General features: G+C 49.6%; 14 protein-coding genes and 1 rRNA gene. 14 read left to right on the forward strand and 1 reads right to left on the reverse strand.

The genetic code is table 11. The features are described 5' to 3' along the window. The 9 genes from rrf to pssA form a co-directional block, all read left to right on the forward strand. Positions 1 to 94: ribosomal RNA gene (gene rrf, locus ACFVU8_RS28740) — 5S ribosomal RNA — on the forward strand; the annotation flags it as partial. 412 nt (positions 95 to 506) lie between these two features. Continuing rightward, positions 507 to 1,682, forward strand: coding sequence for a GNAT family N-acetyltransferase (locus ACFVU8_RS28745; RefSeq protein WP_387432025.1), 1,176 nt, complete (start codon positions 507 to 509; stop codon positions 1,680 to 1,682). A 426-nt stretch (positions 1,683 to 2,108) separates the two neighbouring features. Beyond that, positions 2,109 to 2,570 carry a CtsR family transcriptional regulator gene (locus ACFVU8_RS28750; protein ID WP_066367794.1) on the forward strand — a complete coding sequence of 154 codons (462 nt, stop codon included), beginning with the start codon at positions 2,109 to 2,111 and terminating at the stop codon, positions 2,568 to 2,570. Positions 2,571 to 2,600: 30 nt separating this feature from the next. Next, complete coding sequence (gene mcsA, locus ACFVU8_RS28755; protein ID WP_379469907.1) at positions 2,601 to 3,125, forward strand: protein-arginine kinase activator protein McsA; 525 nt, start codon at positions 2,601 to 2,603, stop codon at positions 3,123 to 3,125. A 28-nt stretch (positions 3,126 to 3,153) separates the two neighbouring features. Continuing rightward, positions 3,154 to 4,218, forward strand: coding sequence for a protein-arginine kinase McsB (gene mcsB, locus ACFVU8_RS28760; protein WP_175370368.1), 1,065 nt, complete (start codon positions 3,154 to 3,156; stop codon positions 4,216 to 4,218). A 36-nt stretch (positions 4,219 to 4,254) separates the two neighbouring features. Then, positions 4,255 to 6,723 (forward strand): ATP-dependent protease ATP-binding subunit ClpC, encoded by a 2,469-nt coding sequence (gene clpC, locus ACFVU8_RS28765; protein ID WP_175370367.1) that lies wholly within the window; start codon positions 4,255 to 4,257, stop codon positions 6,721 to 6,723. A 270-nt stretch (positions 6,724 to 6,993) separates the two neighbouring features. Further along, entirely contained in the window at positions 6,994 to 8,361 is a 1,368-nt protein-coding gene (gene radA / locus ACFVU8_RS28770) for a DNA repair protein RadA (RefSeq protein ID WP_175370366.1), read from the forward strand. 13 nt (positions 8,362 to 8,374) lie between these two features. Continuing rightward, entirely contained in the window at positions 8,375 to 9,448 is a 1,074-nt protein-coding gene (gene disA / locus ACFVU8_RS28775) for a DNA integrity scanning diadenylate cyclase DisA (protein ID WP_066367769.1), read from the forward strand. 65 nt (positions 9,449 to 9,513) lie between these two features. Next, positions 9,514 to 10,251, forward strand: a complete 738-nt coding sequence (gene pssA / locus ACFVU8_RS28780) for a CDP-diacylglycerol--serine O-phosphatidyltransferase (RefSeq protein WP_175370365.1) — start codon at positions 9,514 to 9,516, stop codon at positions 10,249 to 10,251. 219 nt (positions 10,252 to 10,470) lie between these two features. Here pssA and ACFVU8_RS28785 read toward each other — a convergent pair whose 3' ends face one another. After that, the gene (locus ACFVU8_RS28785; RefSeq protein ID WP_379469902.1) at positions 10,471 to 10,866 is read right to left on the reverse strand and encodes a nucleoside triphosphate pyrophosphohydrolase family protein; all 396 of its coding nucleotides are present in this window, start codon (positions 10,864 to 10,866) and stop codon (positions 10,471 to 10,473) included. Between the two features lie 212 nt (positions 10,867 to 11,078). On the opposite strand from ACFVU8_RS28785, the gene ACFVU8_RS28790 reads away from it, so the two are divergent. The 5 genes from ACFVU8_RS28790 to cysE all read left to right on the forward strand — a co-directional run bounded on the left by ACFVU8_RS28790 (position 11,079) and on the right by cysE (position 16,261). After that, complete coding sequence (locus tag ACFVU8_RS28790; RefSeq protein WP_379469900.1) at positions 11,079 to 12,167, forward strand: PIN/TRAM domain-containing protein; 1,089 nt, start codon at positions 11,079 to 11,081, stop codon at positions 12,165 to 12,167. Positions 12,168 to 12,262: 95 nt separating this feature from the next. Beyond that, positions 12,263 to 12,961 carry a 2-C-methyl-D-erythritol 4-phosphate cytidylyltransferase gene (ispD, locus tag ACFVU8_RS28795; protein ID WP_387432028.1) on the forward strand — a complete coding sequence of 233 codons (699 nt, stop codon included), beginning with the start codon at positions 12,263 to 12,265 and terminating at the stop codon, positions 12,959 to 12,961. Then, positions 12,958 to 13,446, forward strand: a complete 489-nt coding sequence (ispF, locus tag ACFVU8_RS28800; protein WP_066367737.1) for a 2-C-methyl-D-erythritol 2,4-cyclodiphosphate synthase — start codon at positions 12,958 to 12,960, stop codon at positions 13,444 to 13,446. Before ispD ends, ispF begins: the two co-directional genes overlap by 4 nt. A 52-nt stretch (positions 13,447 to 13,498) precedes the next feature. After that, complete coding sequence (gene gltX, locus ACFVU8_RS28805; protein ID WP_387432030.1) at positions 13,499 to 14,962, forward strand: glutamate--tRNA ligase; 1,464 nt, start codon at positions 13,499 to 13,501, stop codon at positions 14,960 to 14,962. 603 nt (positions 14,963 to 15,565) lie between these two features. Then, entirely contained in the window at positions 15,566 to 16,261 is a 696-nt protein-coding gene (gene cysE / locus ACFVU8_RS28810; protein WP_066367735.1) for a serine O-acetyltransferase, read from the forward strand. Positions 16,262 to 16,281 lie beyond the last annotated feature (20 nt).

A 16,281-nucleotide genomic window follows, 5' to 3' on the forward strand; every position in this document is an offset into this window, starting at 1 on the left:
TCCACGCGTACCCATCCCGAACACGACCGTTAAGCCCTCCAGCGCCGATGGTACTTGGACCGAAGGGTCCTGGGAGAGTAGGACGCCGCCAAGCAATTTAAACCATTGTTGAGTATTTCAACAATGGTTTTTTGCGTTGTGCAGACCTGTGGAAATGTTGTGGATAAATTCAGAAAAAGACAGAAAACTTACGCACATGTGGACACAATATCGTAAGATTGATCGTCACATTTTTGTGGATACAATGCACATTTATATTGGATCGTCAAGTGAAAAGCTGAGTAATACACGGTTTTTGTGGATAAAAACTTGAATATGTGGATAAAATCCGGTAATTCGGGGATAACTTTTGGGTTTGTTGAAATTTAATCCTTGTAGAGAAAACTTTGAGGTCTGGGTCTGTGGATAAGTTGTTAATATATTAGATTTTTTCTTTGAGTTAGCAATGAAAGTCGGATGCCTGTATACTCACATTAGATCGATTATCGTACAGATGAGGTGAGTTAATGGAGATCAGGCAATTGAATTCCACTGAATTTGAGGATAGCGTAAGCTTATCCCAATATGCTTTTCAGTATAAACTTTCCACCGAAGACAAAGAAAAGGGACAAGAAAGATTCAAGCCGGAACGGATTTGGGGAATCTTTGAGAACGGGGCGCTTACCGCCATGCTAACGCTGCTTCCATTAGAGGTCAACTTACAAGGCCGTACCGTGTCTATGGGGGGGATTGCAGGTGTATCCACATGGCCGGAGAACCGCAGACAAGGACTTGTAGCCAAATTGTTGTCCCATACGCTGGAGACCATGAATGAAGCTGGACAAACCTTATCCTTTTTGCATCCTTTCCTGATCCCGTTCTATCGTAAGTTTGGCTGGGAAATTTATTGTGAGACCAAGAATTATACTATTCCTGTCTCGAAGTTTCCTCGAAAAATCGATGTTAAAGGAATTGTCCGCCGCGATGTGCGGGAGGATCTTAAGAAGCTTGAACCATTATATGAGCGATTTGCCTCCCAATATAACGGAACTCTCGTTCGAAGCAAAGACTGGTGGGAACACTCCGTCCTGAATGAGAATACACATCATGCAGTCTTTTATTCACCAGAGGGTGATGCAGAAGGTTATATCCTGTATAGGTTGGAGAATAGAGAACTGATCATTAGAGAGTTTGTTTATTTGAATGAAGCCTCGCGTCAAGCACTATGGACCTTCCTAGCTAATCATGACTCTATGGTGACTGGAGCAGCTCTAAAGTTTGTGCCAAGTGATGATATTCTGCCTTTCCTGCTGCCGGATCCTCGAATAACCCAGGAGAATCATCCTTATTTTATGGGCCGGATTGTGAATGCCAAGGCTTTTGTAGAGGAGTATTCTTTCAGTGGACTAGCTTCTTCCCGTCAGTTAAAGCTATTTATTGAGGATCAGCATGCGCCGTGGAATCATGGACTTTGGGAATGGCAGGTTACTGACCAAGGGACGGCGTTCCTGGAAAAGATCGAAGGTGAGCGCTCACAAGGAGATGTGGTCCTCGATATTGGAACTTTGACGATACTACTGCTAGGCTATAAACGTCCCGCGGAAATGGCCAAGGTAGGAAGGTTAACCGGAAGTGATACAGAAGTACAGTGGCTGGAGGATATTATCCCGGCACAGAAGACAGCATTGTTTGACTTTTTCTAATCCTAATCATTGATACACGAACCAAGCTCTTTCATGGCAGTCGCTGTGAAGGAGCTTTTTACACCCCTAAAGGTGTGATTTTACGCTCAAGCTTCGAATACAATGATCGCATTTTGTAAAAAATAAGAGTAGCCACTTGGCATTGCAAAAAAATATGTTATAATATTAAAAAAGTCAAAGAAAGTCAAAGTCAACGCAAGCCAAAACAAGAGGTGTTATGAACTTCCCACTGAGTTACAAGGTATGTAATTTCGAACACTAAGGTCACACTATTAGTGTCTGTACCGTACCATGAAGTGGCTATGACGTTCAGGATTCGCCGTTTAGTAGTTGGGTAAGTTCTTTAAAGACCGCTTTGACCGGACTGTTGATATTCTTTCAATGGCAATATTGCAACATCAAGATTGGAATACTGGAGGATGAGTGATGCGTAATATCTCCGATATTATCGAACAATATCTGAAGAATATTTTGCATGAAAGTCCCGAAGGTACGGTGGAAATCCAGCGAAATGACCTGGCGGACCAGTTCTCATGCGTGCCGTCACAGATCAACTATGTCATCAGTACACGCTTTACTCTTCAAAAAGGTTACATCGTGGAGAGCAAACGCGGAGGCGGCGGTTATATCCGGATTCAGCGTTTTGAGTTACCTCAGAATGTGGCCTTGCATACCCATCTGAATCATACGATTGGGGCCGGAATTGATCAAAATACTGCCGAGGGGCTAATTTATCAGCTGGAGGAAGCCCGTTTTCTAACCCAGCGGGAAGCATGTCTTATGCGTGCTGCCATTTCCCGGGAATGCCTGACGGTTAAGCTTCCGTACCGGGATGAGATTCGTGCCAAGCTTATGAAGGCCATGCTAATCTCTTTATTGGGCAAATAAACGTCAATCCTAAGGGAGGGACTTTACCTTATGTTATGCCAGGAATGTGGCGCCAAGCCGGCAACGCTCCATTTTACTAAGATCGTGAATGGGGAGAAGACGGAATTTCATATTTGTGAGAGCTGTGCGCGGGAAAAGGGAGAGCTGATTCCGGGAACAGCCGGAGGCTTCTCCATTCACAGTTTGCTCTCTGGTCTGCTTGATCTCGAAGGGGCAGGTAAGGAGAAGACTGCGGCAGCGAAGACCACACAAAGTCTCCAGTGCGAAAATTGCGGAATGACTTATTCCCAGTTCAGTAAACTTGGCCGCTTCGGCTGCAGCTCTTGTTACAAGTATTTCAACAGTGCCTTGGACCCGCTGTTCAAGCGTGTGCATGGCAGCACGGCGCATGTGGGCAAGATTCCGAAACGCGCCGGAGCACGGATTGTCTTCAGACGTCAAATCGACGAACTGAAGCTGCAGTTGCAGCAGAGCATCACCCAGGAAGAGTTCGAAACCGCGGCCCATTTGCGGGATCAGATTCGTGAACTTGAAAAAGAAATCGCACAAGAGTAAAGTCTTTGATATATAGGGGGGATATGACATGTCAAGTCTCCGTTTTACCGAAAAAGCACTTAGTGACTGGATGCGCAGCGACGGTGACCATTCTGAGATTGTCATCAGCAGTCGTATGCGAATTGCCCGCAATTTGCAGCATCTCCCTTTCCCTCTGCTTGCATCACTGGAGCAGTCGGAAGAGGTATTAGAGCAGCTTAGTCCTGTGTTTCAAGGAGAGGCTGCAGCAGATTTTGGCACCTTTCAGCTATTGAGGCTGGATGATCTGGAGGAACTGGATAAGAAGGTACTGGTGGAGAAGCATCTCATCAGCCCTAACCTCGCCAATGATTCTCGCGGCGGAGCCGTGATTCTGAACGACGATGAGTCGGTCAGCATTATGATCAACGAAGAGGATCATCTGCGGATTCAGTGCCTTTTCCCCGGACTCCATGTCAAGGAAGCATGGGAGCGCGCCGCAGCCATTGACGATATCTTTGAGGCTTCAGTCAATTATGCTTTTGATGATAAAAGAGGATACCTCACTAGCTGTCCAACAAATGTTGGAACAGGTCTCAGGGCATCCGTGATGCTGCACTTGCCAGCTCTCGTCATGACGCATCAGATTAATCGCATTCTCTCAGCTGTGAATCAGGTGGGATTGACCGTAAGAGGAATTTATGGTGAAGGTAGCGAAGCAGTAGGGAACATCTTTCAGATCTCCAATCAAATCACCCTTGGACAAACTGAAAGTGAAATCATAGAGAACCTGCACAGCGTAGTGACACAGATTATCGAGCATGAACGAAATGCCCGTGAGCGTCTGCTGGCCGATTCAGCGCTGCGGATTACCGACCGGGTGATGCGTTCTTACGGTATTTTGTCCTATGCAGCAGTGATGGAACTGAAGGAATCCGCTCAACGTCTGTCGGATGTCCGGCTTGGGGTTGATCTGGGTATCCTGGAAGGGCCATCGCTCTCCGTGCTCAACGAGCTGAATGTCAAGACACAGCCTGGATTTTTGCAGAAAATGTTTGGCGACGAGATGACATCCACCGAACGCGATATGTATCGGGCGAAGCTGCTCCGCGAAACATTGGGATCACAACATTAATTATAGATATTTAATATTCATGGAGGTGCAGGAGATATGATGTTTGGAAGATTTACGGAACGCGCACAAAAAGTGCTTGCTTTGGCGCAGGAAGAAGCCGTTCGTTTGGGACACAACAATATTGGGACAGAACATATTTTGCTTGGGCTTATTCGCGAAGGAGACGGAATTGCCGCAAAAGCATTAATCGGTTTGGGTCTGGGTCTTGAGAAGATTCAGGACGAAGTGGAAACACTGATTGGCAGAGGCCAAGAGCAGCCTACGAACATTGCTTATACTCCTCGCGCCAAAAAAGTTATCGAGCTGTCGATGGACGAAGCCCGCAAGCTGGGTCATACGTATGTCGGCACGGAGCATATCCTGCTCGGGCTTATCCGTGAAGGCGAGGGCGTAGCTGCCCGTGTACTTAACAATCTGGGCATTAGCCTGAACAAGGCCCGCCAGCAAGTGCTGCAGCTTCTGGGCAGCAGTGAGGCGGCTTCCAGCCACACCGGTACTCCAGCTAATGTCAGCACACCAACGCTGGATGGTCTGGCTCGTGATTTGACGGCATACGCTAAGGACGGCAACCTTGACCCGGTTATTGGCCGGAGCAAAGAAATTGAGCGCGTAATTCAGGTGCTCAGCCGTCGTACTAAGAACAACCCGGTGTTAATTGGTGAGCCAGGGGTTGGTAAGACAGCTATTGCCGAAGGCTTAGCACAAAAGATCATTAACAATGAAATTCCCGAGACCCTACGCGATAAACGTGTCATGACCCTGGACATGGGTTCCGTAGTGGCCGGAACAAAATACCGCGGTGAGTTCGAAGACCGCCTGAAGAAAATTATGGACGAGATTCGCCAAGCGGGTAACATCGTGCTCTTCATCGACGAGTTGCATACTCTGATTGGTGCAGGTGGCGCGGAAGGTGCCATTGATGCTTCCAACATCTTGAAACCGGCCTTGGCCCGTGGAGAGCTGCAGTGCATCGGGGCAACGACGCTGGACGAATACCGCAAATATATTGAGAAAGATGCTGCCCTGGAGCGCCGCTTCCAACCGATTACGGTGGATCAGCCTTCTCCAGAGGAAGCTGTACAGATTCTGTTCGGACTTCGCGACCGTTATGAAGCTCACCACCGTGTGAAGATTACGGATCAAGCGATTGTAGAAGCTGTTAAGTTGTCTGACCGTTACATTCCAGACCGGTTCCTTCCGGACAAAGCGATCGACCTGATCGACGAAGCGGGCTCCAAGGTAAGACTCAACTCCTACACGATTCCGCCGAATCTGAAGGAACTGGAAAGCCGCTTGGATGATATCCGCAAAGAGAAGGATGCTGCGGTACAAAGCCAGGAGTTTGAAAAAGCGGCTGCGCTGCGTGACACTGAACAGAAAATCCGTGAGGAACTGGATACCACTAAGAACCAGTGGAAAGAAAAACAAGGCCGTACCGATTCCGAGGTTACGCCTGAGGATATCGCACAGGTTGTGGCTAGCTGGACCGGCATTCCGGTCAGCAAGCTGAAAGAAGAAGAGACGGACCGCTTGCTGAACATGGAAGCTCTGCTTCATGAACGTGTCATCGGCCAGGATGAAGCCGTGAAGGCTGTGAGCCGGGCACTCCGCCGGGCACGTGCGGGTCTGAAAGATCCGAAGCGTCCAATGGGCTCCTTTATCTTCCTTGGACCAACTGGTGTGGGTAAGACAGAGCTGGCTCGTGCGCTAGCTGAAGCAATGTTCGGCGACGAGAATGCTGTGATTCGGATCGACATGTCGGAATACATGGAGAAGCACTCCACGTCCCGTCTGGTCGGAGCTCCTCCAGGGTATGTAGGATATGAAGAAGGTGGACAGCTGACCGAAAAAGTACGCCGTAAACCTTACTCTGTTGTCCTGCTGGATGAGATCGAGAAGGCGCATCCGGAAGTATTCAACATTCTGCTGCAAGTGCTTGAAGACGGTCGTCTGACCGACTCTAAGGGCCGGGTAGTCGACTTCCGCAACACACTGATCATTCTAACCTCCAACGTTGGAGCACAGGCGATCAAGAAGAATTCGACGCTGGGCTTCACCGCTGTACAAGATGCAGGAGCAGATTACAGCAATATGAAGGGCAAAGTTATGGAAGAGCTGAAGAAGAGCTTCCGCCCTGAATTCCTGAACCGGATTGACGAGATCATCGTCTTCCACTCTCTGGAAGAGAAGCATATTGCCGAGATCGTGACTTTGATGTCCGACGAGCTGCGCAAGCGGCTGCGTGAATATGACGTTGATTTTGTTCTTACGGATAAGGCCAAGGCGTTCCTGGCCAAGGAAGGATATGATCCTGCCTTTGGTGCTCGTCCACTTCGCCGGGCAATCCAGAAACATATTGAAGACCGTTTGTCCGAGGAATTGCTGAAAGGCAATATCCAAAAAGGCGATTCGCTGACCATTGATGAGGTTGATAACGAGCTTGTAGTTAACCGGGAAGTCAAACCAGAAAGCCTGCCTTTGGAAAAAGAAGTGGAAGCTGAATAAGAATTGTTATACAAAGCCCTCAATTCTCCGATAAGAGAATTGGGGGCTTTTTTAAATAGTTCTCGCTGAAACGGATACCGTCCCTTAGAGGACGGCAAAGCTGTTTCTACTTGCACGAAAGCATTCTTTTTAGGAAAACCGCCCATCCTAAAGGGAAACAGGTGCAAATCGCTTCCGGAATGGCCTTTCGTTCAAGGGACAGAAATGGTAAACTTTTATTGGCAGGAAATATTCTGTTTTTTACAAAAGTTCGGACAGTAAGGAGAAGTCATGGCCAAAGCGAAAACAAAGTTTTACTGCACCGAATGCGGGTATGAATCACCCAAATGGTTTGGAAAATGCCCGGGCTGCCAGGCATGGAACTCCATGGTGGAGGAAACAGAAAGCGTAGTCAAAACCCAGGGCATGAGCGCCCCTATTTTTCATAGTAAAGAAAAAGCGCAGTCGATCATAAATATAGAAAGTGACAAGGAGCCGCGTATCCTGACAGGCATTGGCGAACTCAACCGTGTCCTGGGGGGCGGCATTGTGCCCGGCTCACTGGTGCTGGTGGGCGGCGATCCCGGCATTGGGAAATCCACGTTACTACTTCAGACCTCACATGCTTTAACGACGCAGGGGCTGCGCGTGCTGTATATCTCTGGGGAGGAATCGGTGCGCCAGACTCGTCTGCGCGCAGATCGCCTCGGGGCGTTGTCAGGTGAGCTATACGTGCTGTGTGAGACCAACATGGAAAGCATCGAGGAAGCGATAGAACAGATTCAGCCGCAGTTCCTTGTCATTGACTCCATTCAGACCGTATTTTTGCCTGAGGTTACAAGTGCACCTGGCAGTGTTACACAGGTTCGGGAATGTACGACAAGATTCATGCGAATCGCCAAAATCCGCGGGATTGCCACAGTACTTGTAGGGCATGTCACCAAGGAGGGCGCCATCGCTGGACCGAGGATGCTGGAACACATGGTGGATTGTGTGCTGTATTTCGAAGGGGAGCGCCATCATACGTACCGGCTACTTCGGGCGGTCAAGAACCGCTTTGGTTCTACCAACGAGATTGGCATCTTCGAAATGGGTGAGGGAGGACTTGTTGAGGTCGAGAACCCTTCCGAGCTTTTCCTGTCAGAACGCCCGCTTGGGGTGGCGGGATCGACAGTTGTGGCCAGTATGGAGGGCACGCGGCCGGTGCTTGTGGAGCTGCAAGCCCTTGTCGCAGCGACACATTTTCCGTCTCCAAGGCGAATGTGTACAGGGATGGATCACCAGCGGATGGCACTGATCATCGCCGTGCTGGAGAAACGGATGGGCATGTTCTTACAGAATCAGGATGCCTATCTCAATGTAGCCGGTGGCGTGAAGCTGGATGAGCCAGCGATTGATCTTGCCGTGGCTGTCAGCATCGCCTCAAGCTTTCGGGATATTTCGACTAAACCGTATGATGTATTCTTCGGGGAGGTTGGGCTTACCGGTGAGGTGAGAGGCGTGTCGCGTGCAGAAACACGTGTTAAGGAAGCAGCGAAACTTGGCTTCCGGCGGGTCATCATGCCTGAGAAGAGCATGAAGGGCTGGAAGCACCCGCAAGATATTCAGATTATTGGCGTCAGTACCGTAGCAGATGCACTATCGGTCGCGTTAGATTAGGGGGCACAGGGACATGAAAGAAAACCTATCAGATAATATGAATGATCTGCTCAGACTGGCGGCACCCGGCACACCTTTCCGGGAAGGGCTGGAGAACGTACTACGTGCCAAGACCGGCGCGCTTATCGTCGTTGGATACAGTCCAGAGGTGATGGCAGTTGTAGACGGCGGATTTTCCATTAATTGCGATTTTTCGCCAAACTATTTGTATGAGCTGGCCAAGATGGACGGGGCCATAATCCTAAGCGAGGACCTTAAGCGGATACTGTATGCCAACACACAGCTAATCCCGGACTCCTCGATCTCCTCCATTGAGACAGGTATCCGCCACCGGACAGCTGAGCGCGTAGCTAAGCAAACGGGGAAACTGGTGGTTTCCATCTCCCAGCGCCGGAATATAATTACGCTGTATCAAGGCTCTATCCGCTATGCTCTGAAGGAGATTGGTGCCATTCTTGCGAAGGCGAATCAAGCCATTCAGACGTTGGAGAAGTACAGAGCGGTACTGACTCAAGGTCTGACCAACCTGTCCGCCTCCGAATATGAGGGGATTGTAACAGTAGCGGAAGTGGTTGGAGTCATCCAACGGGTGGAAATGGTGCTCCGAATTAAAATGGAAATCAAACGCTACATCAACGAGTTGGGCAATGAAGGCCGCTTGATCAGCATGCAGATGGAAGAACTGGTCGGAAATACAGAGGAAGAAGCATGGCTTTTGTACAGAGACTATGCAAGGGAAGAACAAGAGGAAAAGATCCGCGAAATTATTGCTGGGCTTAAACGGGCGTCGGACGATGAACTGATGGACGATAACCATATCGCCCGCTTATTGGGTTATTCCTCAACAGCCGTTGCTTCGGAAGAAGTAGTAACACCGCGTGGGTACCGCCTGCTTAACAAAATTCCGCGACTGCCGAATGTGATCATTCACAATCTGGTGGAGCGCTTCGAGATGCTCCCTAACTTAATGACGGCCAGCATTGCAGAATTGGACGAAGTTGACGGGATCGGTGAGGTGCGAGCCCGCAATATTCAGGATGGTTTAAAACGTTTGCAGAAACAAGTGCTTATTGACAGGCAAATGTAAATATCATACAATCACGTAATATTAGTGATGCAGAGGCTCAAAGTTAGAATGTAGAGGTGAAGAATTTGATACAAAAATCAATTCCGAGTCTGTTTACCATCGGTAACCTGATGCTCGGAATGTTTGGAATCATGATGGCGCTGGATGGCAAGGTTAGTATGGCTGCGATCATGGTTATTATTGCAATGTTACTTGATGGTCTGGATGGCCGTGTGGCTCGTGCCCTCAAGTGTGAGAGTGAATTCGGCAAGGAGCTCGATTCATTGTCGGATATTGTATCGTTTGGGGTTGCTCCCGCGTTGATTATGTATATGACGAGTTTGCAGGACCTCAATTCAGCATTGGGTTGGACGGTTACTGCCATTTTTCCGGTGTTCGGCGCACTCCGCCTAGCCCGTTTTAACGTACGCCCGGGAGTTCCCGGCTATTTTATCGGTTTGCCAATACCTGCCGCTGGTGGCGTTGTCGCCACATTGGCGCTTTTCCATAAAGATGTGTCCCCTGGATTCATGATTGTGGCGACTCTGCTCTTATCTTATCTGATGGTAAGTACGGTGAAATACCCGAATTTCAAAAAGATTGGTCTGCCTAAGAAAGCAATGATTGGCGCGCCGCTGGTGATTGTTGTTGCCGTGGTCGTGGCCGTGATTTTCCCTGAACAAATTGCCAAACTGATCTTCGTGCTGCTGGGTCTTTATGCGTTATACGGCTTTAAGCAGAATCTCGATCGTTTGACAGCAAGACGCCGCCACCGCCGGAGAAGACGTTCAGAAGATAAAGTGTATCATTCCAAGAACGGCTAACAGCGGGAGCATACAGTTGTAGAATAGAATATTGTGATATGAGAAAGGCTTTGCCGTCCTGTATGGACAGCAGAGTCTTTTTCTTCGTCAATGCAAAAAAACGGATACCGTCCAATGAAGGAGGTACCCGTTTTCTTTTTATATGCGTAACCTTATAAAATGGCGATGTTTCGAAACATGAATTACAAACAGAAGTGAAAACGGCACTCTTGCTTGAACTTAGGATAGATTGAACAATCCCAACGTAGCGCATTTCTGTGATTCCTTCTCTACAACCTCGTCCATGTTGATATCAAGTAAATTACACAGGGCGGACATATAAAACAACTCCCGGCCGAGCTCAGAGCCAATTACCTCCCGGCAATTCTCACACAACTGGCCCTCTACATGGGTACCGGCGAGTTCTTTCGCATGTTCTAGCCCGGAACCGGGCTCAAAAACCTGTTTCGTGGCATGCAGCTGAATGCAGCCGCATTCTGTGATGGCTTTGACAACGGCGCGGTTGACGGATGCACTGCTCTGTCCGTTCTTGGACAGCACATCCAGCAGACTACGGTGACGGAGCAGCAGTTCGGAGACTTGATCCTGAAAGGCCTGTAAACTTAGTGCGCTCATTTCCATTCACCCCTGGGTTCGTAATTGAGTTCATTATATGCCAGGGCATCCACTATTTTCAACCCGGAAGTAAGACATCCCGCTGCAATAGCCCTATATAAACTCTTTGCGTAGAAAAAATAACGGTGCCTGCGATTATTGTCCTAAAAATTGGAACATACTGGTGAGGAATACATCATTTTAGGATGAATATAGAAGGAGGTGCGCGAGTTATGTGGAAAAAATTGATTTTGTCCTTCGTTGCAATCTGCGGAGGCTGGGGCGGTTATTCGTTATATCATGCGGCAGAAAAAAGTTTTCCTATAGGTGCAGGGAGATTGGCAGATAGCCTGCCAGTGGAGGGAAGCATTTTATTCGCGGTGCTGGGAGCCATTATTTTTCTGATTGCGGGAACATTAAGCGCAGAATGGGGAGGTGCAAAGCTGCGGGATGCGGTTCAGTTCTGTTCGCGTGTACCCATGAATGAGTTGGCTGCAGGGGCCGCTGGTTTGACCGGAGGTCTGGTGCTGTCGATTCTGCTGCATCCGGCTATGGGCTGGCTTGGGAAGGCCGGACAGCTGCTTCAGGTAGCTGCTACGATTGCCTTGGGATATATGGGGATGCGGATCGGGCTGGAGAAGAAGCAGGAACTGGCCAAACTTTGGACCAGCGGTCGCTTCGGGCAAGCGGACGAGCCAGAGGGCCGCGGGCTGGAGGAACATAAAATTCTGGACACTAGCGTTATTATCGACGGACGGATTGCCGATATCTGCAAGACCGGATTTATCGAAGGAACGATTGTCATTCCTGAATTTGTTCTGGAGGAACTGCAGCATATTGCCGACTCTTCCGATCTGCTCAAGCGTAACCGCGGACGACGTGGACTTGATATTTTGAACAAAATCCAGAAAGAACTGGATGTAAAAGTTCTGATCTATGAGGGCGACTTCGAAGAGATCTCCGAGGTGGACAGCAAGCTGGTCAAGCTAGCCAAGGTGCTGCGGGGCAAAGTTGTCACCAACGATTTTAACTTGAACAAAGTATGCGAGCTGCAGGGGGTATCCGTGCTAAATATCAATGATCTTGCCAACGCAGTGAAGCCAGTCGTGCTTCCAGGAGAAGAGATTATTGTACAAGTCATCAAGGATGGCAAGGAGCATGGTCAGGGAGTGGCTTATCTCGATGACGGAACGATGATTGTCGTAGAAGGCGGACGTGAATATATTGGTACGACGATGGAAGTTCTGGTGACCAGTGTTCTTCAGACCTCGGCCGGCCGGATGATCTTTGCCAAGCCGAAGCTGCTGGAGAAGGCACAATAAGCCTGAACATCACTTGTATAAGGTCTGAAATGGGTTGGAAATGCCGGTCAAACACGTTATGATGGGGGTATACGTGAAAGACAGGAGCTTAGGGAATGTCAAACAGTGTGGGCGTCGTGATTGTAGCGGCAGGCAAAGGAACACGGATGGGAACGGCAGAAAGCAAGCAGTACTTGCTGCTGGAGGGCAAACCGATTGCTGTACATACGCTGGAGGTGTTTCAGCGGCATGAGCGGATCTCGGAGATCGTCCTCGTTACTGGAGCTGAGGATATGGATCGATGCCGGGAATGGATAGCATCCTATAAGCTGGACAAGGTCAAGGCGATTGTTCCAGGCGGCTCCGAGCGACAGCACTCGGTGTACAGAGGACTACTCCAACTGAGCACCGAATGGGTAATGGTCCATGACGGTGTCCGGCCGTTCGTGCATCCTCGTGAGATTGAGGCCTGTTACCAGCAGGCGCTTCAGAGCGGAGCCGCTGTGTTGGCCGTTCCGGTCAAGGATACGATCAAGCAGGTGGACAGCGGGGGGACCGTGGTGTCTACACCGGATCGGCGAAGTCTGTGGGCGATTCAGACCCCGCAGACTTTTCGTCTGTCTGATTTGCTGATGGCCTATGAAGCGGCAGAGCAGGATGGATTTCTTGGTACAGATGATTCCAGTCTGGCCGAACGCGCCGGTATTGCTGTGTCTGTAGTAGAGGGCAGCTACAGGAATATTAAGATTACGACGCGTGAAGATCTTGATTTTGCGGAATTCACAGAAAGAACCAGGGGAGAGGGAGACAAATGATTGCTGTAGGACAAGGGTTTGATGTGCATCAGTTGGTGGAAGGCAGGCCATGCATTATCGGTGGAGTGACCATCCCATATGAAAAGGGGCTGCTGGGCCACTCGGACGCCGATGTGCTGTTGCACGCGGTAAGTGACGCCATTCTGGGCGCACTGGGTCTCGGGGATATCGGCCGTCATTTTCCGGATACCGATCCGGCTTTCAAAGACGCTGATAGCTTGAAACTGTTAGAAGAGGTGTGGGCGCTTGCGCGGGAACGGGGATACAAGCTTGGGAACATCGATTCCACTATTATTGCCCAAAAGCCGAAGATGGCACCGTATATTCCACAAATGACGGAAATTATCGCGCGTGCACTGGGAGCAGAGAGCACTCAGGTCAATGTTAAAGCAACCACAACTGAGCAGCTCGGCTTTGCCGGACGCGGCGAGGGGATAGCAGCCCAATCTATTGTCTGTCTGCTTAAAGATGTGATATCATCATGAGATGGCTGAACCAGAGATTTTAACTTCTAACAACATGAGCGGAGGGATTGAAATGGCGGATGAAATCCGGGTGCGCTACGCACCGAGCCCTACGGGACATTTACATATCGGAAACGCCAGAACGGCGTTGTTTAATTATCTGTACGCCCGCAATAAGGGCGGGAAATTCATTATCCGGATCGAAGATACGGACGTGAAACGGAATATCGCCGGAGGCGAGGAAAGCCAACTGAAATACTTGAAGTGGCTGGGTATTGAGTGGGATGAAAGTATTGATGTGGGCGGCGAATATGGACCGTACCGTCAGACCGAGCGGCTCGATTTGTACCGTGTTCACTGGCAGGACCTGTTAGACCGTGGACTGGCTTATCGCTGCTACTGCACTGAAGAGGAATTGGAAGCAGAGCGCGAAGAGCAGATGGCTCGGGGCGAGACTCCGCGCTATTCCGGTAAGCACCGTGATCTGAGCGAGGAGCAGCGCCTTGCGTTTGAAGCCGAAGGGCGTGTAGCCAGCATCCGTTTCCGGGTGCCGGAAGACCGTACGTACACTTTTGATGATATCGTTAAAGGTAATATTTCTTTCAATACGAAGGAAATGGGCGACTTTGTTATTGTGAAAAAAGATGGAATCCCAACTTACAACTTCGCGGTTGCGGTGGACGACTATCTAATGAAAATCTCGCATGTGCTGCGCGGAGAAGACCATATCTCCAACACGCCACGCCAGCTGATGATTTATGAAGCACTGGGCTGGGAACCGCCGCTATTCGGACATATGACGTTGATTGTTGGCGAGAACCACAAGAAGCTCAGCAAGCGCGATGAGTCGGTTATTCAGTTCATTGAGCAGTATGATGGGCTCGGATATTTGCCGGAAGCGATGTTCAATTTCATTTCTCTGCTCGGCTGGTCGCCAGAAGGGGAAGAGGAAATCTACAGCCAGGAAGAACTCATCCGTATCTTTACGTCGGACAGACTGTCCAAGAGTCCAGCTGTGTTCGATACAAACAAGCTGGCCCACTTGAACAACCATTATATTAAAAATGCCGATCCGAAGCGGATTGCCGCACTGGCCATTCCTCATCTACAGCAAGCGGGAAGACTTCCTGCTGAGCTTAATGAAGAAGAGCAGGCCTGGGCGGAAAGCCTGGTAGCTCTTTATCAGGAACAACTAGTGTCGGCTTCCGATATTGTAGGCCTATCAGAGTTGTTCTTCCGCAGTGACCTGGAGCTGGAAGCGGAAGCCGCTCAGGTACTGGCGGAAGATACGGTCCCTGTAGTGCTATCTGCATTCTTGGCGAAGATTGAGGGTGCCTCCGAGTTCAATGCAGCTCATATCGCTGTTTTGATCAAGGAAGTACAGAAGGAGACCGGAAATAAGGGTAAAGCGCTGTTCATGCCGATCCGTGTCGCATTGACAGGACAAACTCATGGCCGTGATCTCAATGCCACGATTGCCCTGCTGGGTCAAAACCGGGTCATTGAACGCTTGAAATCGCAAATTAAAGGAGCCTAGGCGCTGCTGGGCGATTGCGGACTGCCCCTTGTCAGTCCTTCATCTTTTCGCTAAGATAGAAGAATACTATAATAGCTGTGATCAGGAAAAGTACGTGCAATAAGGCAATTGCCAGAGAGAATAACCGCGAAGAGTTCAACCTTTTCAGGCTGAGAGTTATTCATTTGTCTGCCACGGAACATGCGCCTGTGAGCTGCACGGCTGAGCGTCCTTTTGCAAGGGTTCGTTAGGTTGCGCCGGCACGTCCCCGTTATGGACGCCAAGGGGGACGGAGTACCTGCTGCTATGATATTCACGGCAGCCTGGAACTCGTCCAAGCAGAGTGGAACCGCGTTTTAACGTCTCTGCAGCATTATGCTGCAGGGGCGTTTTTTATTGATTTTCCATTGTGGCATAGGAAATGATTGTTTGTATGCGGGCAGTCAAAGTAGGTAATGCAGCATATGCTGGAGCAGAGAGTCTTTGAAGGAATTGGGACATTCCCGAGTGGGTCTTATAGAAGCTTTTTATAGAGAGAGACAGACAGGGTGTTGTTCCAGAAGACATTATCTTCCGCGCAGACCTGTAAGCAGGAGGCAAGGAAGTCAAGAGAAGGGGAGCGCGATGTTTAAGCATATCAAGTCGGACATTCGGGCTGTTTTTGACAATGATCCCGCGGCCCGAAGCTGGTTTGAGGTTGTCTTCACCTATGCAGGTCTGCACGCTATTTGGGGTCATCGGCTCGCTCATTATTTTTTCAAGCGTCATTTTTATACACTCGCGCGCATAGTGTCGCAATTCAGCAGATTTATGACCGGCGTGGAGATTCATCCCGGGGCTGTTATCGGCAACAGGCTGTTTATTGACCATGGCATGGGTATTGTTATCGGCGAGACCTGTGAGATTGGTGACGATGTCATCATTTATCAAGGGGTCACGCTGGGGGGAACAGGTAAGGAAAAAGGCAAACGCCATCCTACAATAGGTAATAATGTAGTCATTGGTTCCGGTGCGAAGGTATTAGGATCCTTCCGAATCGGCGACAATTCTAATATAGGCTCCAATGCGGTCGTCCTGCGCGAAGTGCCGAACAATAGCACGGTTGTAGGGAATCCGGGTCGTGTGGTCAAACGCAACGGGGAACGCGTATCGGATCGACTCGATCATACGAAGATGCCAGATCCGCTTGTCGATTCACTCCGCTTTTTGCAGAAGGAGATTGAAGAGATAAGGGAGCAGCTGGGCGGTACAGAAGACAAACAGAAGGCCGAGCAGCGGCGTCTCGAAAGCCAGCAGTACATTGGCGATTATGAAATTTAAGTTTACCGGTATTCAAAAGG

Source organism: Paenibacillus sp. NPDC058177 (genome assembly GCF_042883835.1).
In the GTDB taxonomy this organism is placed as follows: domain Bacteria; phylum Bacillota; class Bacilli; order Paenibacillales; family Paenibacillaceae; genus Paenibacillus_AQ; species Paenibacillus_AQ agri.